Origin of the sequence: Chitinophaga sp. sic0106 (assembly GCF_019219075.1) — a bacterium.
Taxonomy (GTDB): domain Bacteria; phylum Bacteroidota; class Bacteroidia; order Chitinophagales; family Chitinophagaceae; genus Chitinophaga.
The window spans coordinates 90,001-97,427 of sequence record NZ_JAHUWJ010000027.1 but is presented as its reverse complement, the minus strand read 5'-3'; the positions used below and the strand labels follow the sequence as shown (position 1 = coordinate 97,427).

At 36.5% G+C, this 7,427-nt stretch carries 4 protein-coding genes; 3 read left to right on the top strand and 1 reads right to left on the bottom strand.

Features of this window, described 5'->3' with window-relative positions; all coding sequences use genetic code 11:
- Positions 1-443: 443 nt before the first annotated feature.
- The 3 genes from KW844_RS27095 to KW844_RS27085 all read left to right on the top strand — a co-directional run bounded on the left by KW844_RS27095 (position 444) and on the right by KW844_RS27085 (position 5,264).
- The gene (locus KW844_RS27095) at positions 444-1,490 is read left to right on the top strand and encodes a Fic family protein (protein WP_218379906.1); all 1,047 of its coding nucleotides are present in this window, start codon (positions 444-446) and stop codon (positions 1,488-1,490) included.
- Positions 1,491-1,555: 65 nt separating this feature from the next.
- Complete coding sequence (locus KW844_RS27090) at positions 1,556-4,903, top strand: DEAD/DEAH box helicase (protein ID WP_218379905.1); 3,348 nt, start codon at positions 1,556-1,558, stop codon at positions 4,901-4,903.
- Positions 4,904-4,988: 85 nt separating this feature from the next.
- Positions 4,989-5,264 (top strand): hypothetical protein, encoded by a 276-nt coding sequence (locus KW844_RS27085; RefSeq protein WP_218379904.1) that lies wholly within the window; start codon positions 4,989-4,991, stop codon positions 5,262-5,264.
- A 608-nt stretch (positions 5,265-5,872) separates the two neighbouring features.
- On the opposite strand, the gene KW844_RS27080 is transcribed toward KW844_RS27085, so the two are convergent.
- Positions 5,873-7,423 (bottom strand): endonuclease NucS domain-containing protein, encoded by a 1,551-nt coding sequence (locus tag KW844_RS27080; protein WP_218379903.1) that lies wholly within the window; start codon positions 7,421-7,423, stop codon positions 5,873-5,875.
- Positions 7,424-7,427: the final 4 nt, after the last annotated feature.

Genomic DNA, 7,427 nt, shown 5'->3' with positions numbered 1-7,427 from the left:
GCCGCCAGCTTCCTTCAGATTCGCAGTCGCCCGCGACACCCTTGCTATTGGCTAACCCTTCCTACTACAAAGTGGGTTCGGGACTTGCACCCTATAGCAGATCGCCATGCCTGGCGCACACAAAAAATGAGATCATCAAGTAGATGATCTCATTTCATTTTGCGGGGTGGAGGGGACAATGTTCGAACCTTTTTGCCCCGGATTTGGATAAAATCCACCAGTTTATGAGACCAGCTATTTACTGAAAACATTTCCAATACATAAGTTTGAGTTGAACTTGTAAAGAGGAAAACACATGAGATGTTTTCTGAATGTTACCCTTTTTTAAGTTGAGAGACTTAGACTTAGCATAAATTAAAATTGGGTATAATTGGGTAATTTTGTGGGTATTTAAGGCTGATTCGTAAATAATTGGGTATAATTGGGTAATTTTACGGGTATATATGATAAAGACTGCAACCATAAATATCACCGCCGAGGTGCTCTCCCTGATTTCAGAAATTGACGAATTTAAAGGTGCATGGCGCGCCTTAGGGCAACTAGCACCAGAGCATCTTACTTCATTAAAGCGGGTTGCTACAATTGAAAGCATAGGGTCATCAACTCGTATTGAAGGAGCGAAATTAACCGATCAACAAGTAGAAAAACTCCTTGGGAACTTAGCTATAAAGCAATTTACATCTCGCGATGAAGAAGAAGTTGCCGGATATGCAGATGTAATGAACCTTATTTTTGAAAATTACACATATATCCCGTTAACTGAAGGTTACATTCAGCAACTTCACCGGGAATTATTAAAGCATAGTTCCAAAGACAATTGGCATCGGGGGAATTACAAAAAATCACCGAATCACGTTGAAGCTTTTGATCAGGATGGTAAAAGCCTGGGTATTGTGTTCGAGACCGCCAGCCCTTTTGATACGCAATTACGCATGCAGGAACTTGTTAGCTGGACTGTTAATGCTATTGAAACGAAAGAACTTCATCCGCTTTTAATAATATGTATTTTTATCGTAGTTTTTCTTGCTATCCATCCATTTCAGGATGGTAATGGCCGGTTATCGCGTATTCTAACAACAGTTCTTCTATTACGGGCGGGGTATGCATACGTGCCATATAGCTCTCTGGAAGCTGTTATTGAGCAGAGTAAAGAAGGGTATTACCTTGCTTTAAGGAGAACACAAGGCACGTTAAAGACCGAAAATCCAGACTGGATGCCTTGGATTTTATTTTTTCTACGTGCCCTACAGCAGCAGAAAGCCCGACTGGAGATTAAAATTGAACGGGAAAAACTTCTTTTAGGACAGCTACCAGAATTATCTATAGAAATACTTGAACTGGCGAAATCAAGAGGCCGTGTCACAATCAGTGAAATTGTTGTTTTAACAAAGGCCAATAGGAATACTGTAAAAAAACACCTGGAAAGCCTCGTTTCTGCTAAGCATCTACAACAACATGGCGCTGGACGTGGTTCCTGGTATTCCATGTAAAGTGAATTCCGCCTATCCGCGATAAACAAGCTATCAACATTTCTAAACTTATCAGGCCGTGTATAATGTCTTTTGAAATAACGGAAGAAAAATTAGCACTATTCCAGTCCCTTTTTAAAGCAAAGGAGGATGCTTTTGCAGTTAGATGGGAAAAGGATGGTAGGAGCGGCTATATGCCTTCCTATCAAATGGATTGGGAAGCATATAAGACGCATAAAAAGAAAGGAGGCACATTCTCGAATTTTAAGGACAAAACATTATTGCCCCTTACTACAAAAGAGTTTGTTAAACATTTAGCGGGAGAGCAGGTAACTGGTATATATCCTTTACTAGATAATAATACTTCTTGGTTTGTAGCAGTTGATTTTGATGAGCAGGGATGGGATGATGAATGCCGGAAATTCCTGACACAATGTAAACAACACAAGATACCGGCTTCATTAGAACGATCCAGATCAGGAAATGGCGGGCATGTTTGGATATTTTTTACTAACCCTTATGCAGCTTACAAAAGCAGAAAAATTGTTAAATATCTGCTTGAGCTGGCGGGTGTTATTTCTATATTTGACAAGAAGCCCAGCTTTGACAGAATATTTCCAAATCAGGATTATCATAGTGGCATGGGTTTAGGAAACTTAATTGCATTACCTCTTCAACAGCAAGCTGTTGAAAAAGGCAACTCCTGCTTTATAGACCCTGTGAATTTAGTACCGTTTGAAAATCAATGGGAGTTTCTGGGTACTATCTCAAAAATAGCTACTGAAAGCCTGGAGATAATTTATAATCAACTTTTTAATAATACTATACAGCAATCAGATTCTTCTGTAAATATTGTATCCGAAAGGGATCATCTTGATATAGGTTTAAGTAATATTATTTCTCTGAGCCGATCTCAATTGTCTACCCAATTAATTAGATTTTTGAGAGATAACCTCAATTTTATCAATACTGATTACCTGATCAAAAAGAAAATGGGAAAACCCATTTATGGAACGGAGGCTTATTTTAAAATTTTAGAAGAGAGGGGAGATAGCATTATTATTCCCAGAGGATTCATCGGCCAATTACTACGCTATTGTATACAAGAAAGTATTCCCTATGAACTAAAGGATAATAGAAGAAAATATGCCGATGTAAAGATCTCTTCAAAAATAATATTGTACGATTATCAGGAAGCAGCGGTTGAAATAACTGCAAAAAAGGATTTTGGCATAATCGTGGCCCCACCGGGAACTGGAAAAACAGTGATTGCGCTATCCATTATCGCAAACAAAAAGCAACCTGCTCTGATTATAGTGCATCGCAAACAATTGTTTGATCAATGGATGGAAAGAATACAAGTGTTTATGGGAATTCCAAGGCATTTGATTGGTAAAATTGTGAGCGGGGAAAAGAAAGAAGGCTTACTAATAACTGTTGCAATGATGCAAAGTTTGGAGGTAATAAGTGAGAATGACCCAATTTTTCAAGCTTATGGAACGATCATAATTGATGAATGTCATCACATTCCAGCTAAAACGTTTCGGGATACAATTAAAAGATTCAATTCATTTTATCTATATGGGCTGACGGCCACACCATTTAGAAAGAATAGAGATGAACAATTAATATTCTCTTTCATCGGAGATGTTATACATGAAATAAAATCGAATAGCTATGAAAAAGGGATACACAATAATCTCTCAATAAAGATCCGGGACACAGAATTGTATGTCCCATTTGATTATAAAACAGATAAGTTTGAATCTCTATCCCAGATTCTCATCCATGATTCAACAAGGAATAATCTTATAGTCAATGATATTAAAAAGGAAGTTAGAGCAGGAAGAAGAGGATTGATTCTTACAGAAAGGAAAAGCCATATTGATACACTTTGTCAATTTCTTAAACAACAATTTGAGATAATAGCCTTATCTGGCGATGATAGTGAGCAATTGCGAAAATCAAAGATGAAGCAGATTACTTCAGGGGAGTTTCAAATACTGATTGCTACCGGACAATTCATAGGAGAAGGAATAGATATAGATAATCTGGACTGTCTCTTTCTTGCATTTCCTTTTGCATTTGAAGGTAAACTAATTCAATACATAGGACGTGTTCAGCGTAGCAGCACTTCTCCCATTATATATGATTACCGGGATATTAAAATTGAATACCTGGAGAAGCTATTTAAACAGAGAAATAAGTACTATCGCAAATTACAAAAGGCAGGGCAATTGCAACAACACGATGAATTGCTCCTTTTATTTGATGGAGATAAAGTTTATCTGGATCAAAAAAATAATGCATTACCAATTTCCATTTTAGACCTCCCATTTGAAATTAAACAATTTAAGAAAGATGTTGCCTGGAGAATAAGGATATTGAATTATAATGAGGTGGATGAAGTAATATTTGCTGAAATATTAAATTATCAGGCTGAACAAAATCCATTAACTGAAATGCAGCTCAGTTTGGATCTATTGGGAATTGAAAAGATTAAATTCCGGTCAATTAGTTCTGACCATCTATTGAGGTCCGTACAATTGAAGCCTACTATGGTACAGGGCCACAGTAAGAAAATGGAGTTTCCTGATAAAGAAGATATGGGTAAATCTATTTCAAAACTATTAAAGCTTCCTTTTAATAAAATAAAGTTTGGTAATGGCTTTGTGTCCTTTTCCTATTTTATAGAAGAGCTTAATAAATCTTTAGATTTTGAGATTGAGAACAATGACATAAGACCTGAATTTGAGGTATTAAAAGATTATTTTATCAAAGTACTTAAAAAGAAAACATTTGCAATAACCGTATGGATAAAATTTGATAAATCCGGTTTTACATCCACGGCAGCCACATCTGATGATATTGATAAGATAAATAGCAATATAGTAGAAAGTGTGAGATTTGAATTTGTCAGAAAGGGGATTCTGACAACTCACGGCGCACTAAGTAATAATAAGTTTATGGCCACAATGGAAGAGCTAATGGCCATTAATAATAAGCCCGTAACCAGTTTTTTCAAATCTGATAAGGATTTGCTGAACGATATTCTCAATGTTAAAAAAAGCAAACACTATTTACAATTAAAGTACCTTTCTACACAGCACGAGGCATCTATCCTAAAGATCCGTTTTATTTTACAGCCGCTTTCGTTTATTTTTTTAATTATGGGGAATGAAAAGTATCATCTTGTGTGGGAAACATTGGATAGTCATGAGGCAACTTACATTTGGCACGTTAGCAAAACAAAAGAAGCATTACGTCAGGCAATTGGGATGATAGAGGGAATACTGCAAGAGATCAGGAATACTGGCAAACAGGAATATCTAAAGAAAGACCATCCCGATTTTAGTAGAATATTCCATGATTATTCCGATCCAAAAAAAGGATTTGTTTTATGGAAGGGACAGTTGGAGGAAAGAATTATATGACCATTATCATTTGCCCAAAAACAGTTACAAGGCGGTTTGAATCCTGGAAGGTAACTGTATAACTTAAAAGAAAAATATAGTATTTATGCCATTTAGAAATTACACAGGAGATTTTCCGTTTCACAGTAAAGATAAAGCAGTTTGGTACTTTGTTATTGATTGGAGCAGTCGAACTCAAACTGAGTTTTATAATGCTTCTGGAAAGAAGGAATTAGTTAAGGAGTTACAGAGAATAATAGATAGCAAGGATGAAGAAAGGCATGAATTACTTGGTGTCTGGAATGGAATGTATTCTACCGATATTTTCAAAATTCCGATCAGAACCGGATATTTTGAACTGAACCAACATTTTGGCTATTGATCCTTCGCTAAGAGGGGATGTAGAATTTGTATCTTCCTAATCTGTAACCTTTCCCATTCGTTTGTTGTAGCTAACTAATCGACCATAAAAGAAAAACCCACGACTAGCGCGGGTTTCTTCGAGATTTTGCGGACGGGATAAGTTTTGAACCCGTTTGACTCTGATTTGGAGAAAATTTACCAGTTCACGAGGTTAAATATATATTGAGAATATTTTTAATGAGGGGCTTAGAATTGAACTTATTAAGAGGAAAACACTGAAATATTTACGAAGGGGTTGCCATTTTTAAGTTGATAAGGTTAATGCAAGATTAAATTGCGTGCAATCGGGTAATTATATGGGTATATATGACAAAGACTGCAGCCATAAATATTATAGCCGAGGTGCTATCCTTGTTCAGAAATTGACGAATTTAAAGGTGCATAGCTCGCCTTACGGGAACTGGCCCCAGAACATCTCACTTCATTAAAGCGTGTCGCTACAATTGAACATATAGGGGCATCAACTTGTATTGAAGGAGCAAAATTAATCGATCAACAAGTAGAGAAACTTCTTGGGAAGTTCGCTATAAAGCAGATAATTTACCAAATGAGAACTCCTAATTGGATTCAAATATTCGATATGTGACTATCAAATAGATAAGTGATATATCGGGCGATTTGTGTGTGATGTGCTGTCCACTTATCAAAATTTAAATATGGGGTATTATTTTTTCTAATATTATTATTAGAATCAAAATAGATCAGATGTTCACTCATTACAGTTTGGTCGTTCATGATTTTCATGCCAGTGACCCACTCAAGATTAAGAAGAGATAGTACCTGATTATCGTAATTTCCCGATAATAGCATATCTATTGCTTTGTTGGCAGAAGTCCGCTTATTATCTCCAGTAAACTCAACAAATCCGGCATAGCTAGCAGGTTTACAAGTCCACATTAATCGCCCATCAAAAATAAGTTGCGTATCATTTTCTAAAAAGACAAAGATCCTGAAAGAAGGGAGATAAACGAGATTAGATTGATTTTTTATACTATGCCAAATGTTTTTGAACACTGATGGTGGGCAGAAAACATTCAATAGAAATTCATAAGAGGTTGATATTGCTTGTATCCATTTCAATACTTGTATTAATCCTTGTGCCCATTCCTCCCTTGTTTCGAAAGGTTTTACACAATTTTGGATAACTTCCAGCATCCGGTCAGGTTGAATGGATGAACCGTAATTAATATATCTTCCAGGACTGTTGCCATCCAGGCCTTTAAGCTCCATAATCAGCAATATGTCGTCAGTCATGCGTGGGTCCGTTTTAAAAAATCCATACCGGGCTATTTTGCTAAACTCCCAGTTTTCAGCCAACAGCATTACTTCCAGTGAATTGGGACCAACTACTTCCTTGAAATCGCAGTGCGGTGAACCAGGCAGTTCACACAGTAATGTTTGCTCCGAATCATCGATATAGTCTTCAGTATCATCAAATTCATTTTCTTCCGCATGCGCTATTTTTTTATAAGCAAGTATGCGCTGATAGTCGTCCTTTGTCAGTTTGTTAAAGGTAAAGCAAATGGCGAATTCATGGAATTTATTGTGCATGCTGGTCGCGTGCATCGAAACAATTAAAAAGTCCTCGATGCCAAGATGTATGGACTTATCCGCTAATGTATCTATATAGGCATCCCTTTTTTCTTGAGTTGTGAAGAATGCAATAAGATATCTCTTGCACAATTGCCTTCTATTTTCAGGCTGTTGATTAGTATTAACTTTTTCTAACCTTATTGTTCGGTTGTTTTCATTTAAAAATACGTTGTAACCAATTAACGAAAATGTATTACGGCGAGTAAACTCCATGAACGGAACAAATAATTCTTCCCAGTCAGTTGAAACTATGATAGCACGCATTTGGCTATCGCGGGCATGATAGTTTTGTTTGATCAGACCGATATATTTATAAATCTGCTGAAGCGTTTCCCTTGAGCTGGTTTTACTTCGTTTGATCTCAATAATTACATAATTGTTGTAAATATCTTTAGCAAGGATATCCACAAAGCCTTTTGAACCCATGCTATTAGGCAGGGGATATTCCATTCTGATTAACTGTAATGTTGGATCAATCACTGAGAGGTTAGCAGCCAATAGATCTCTAAGTATATTTTCATCCATTTTG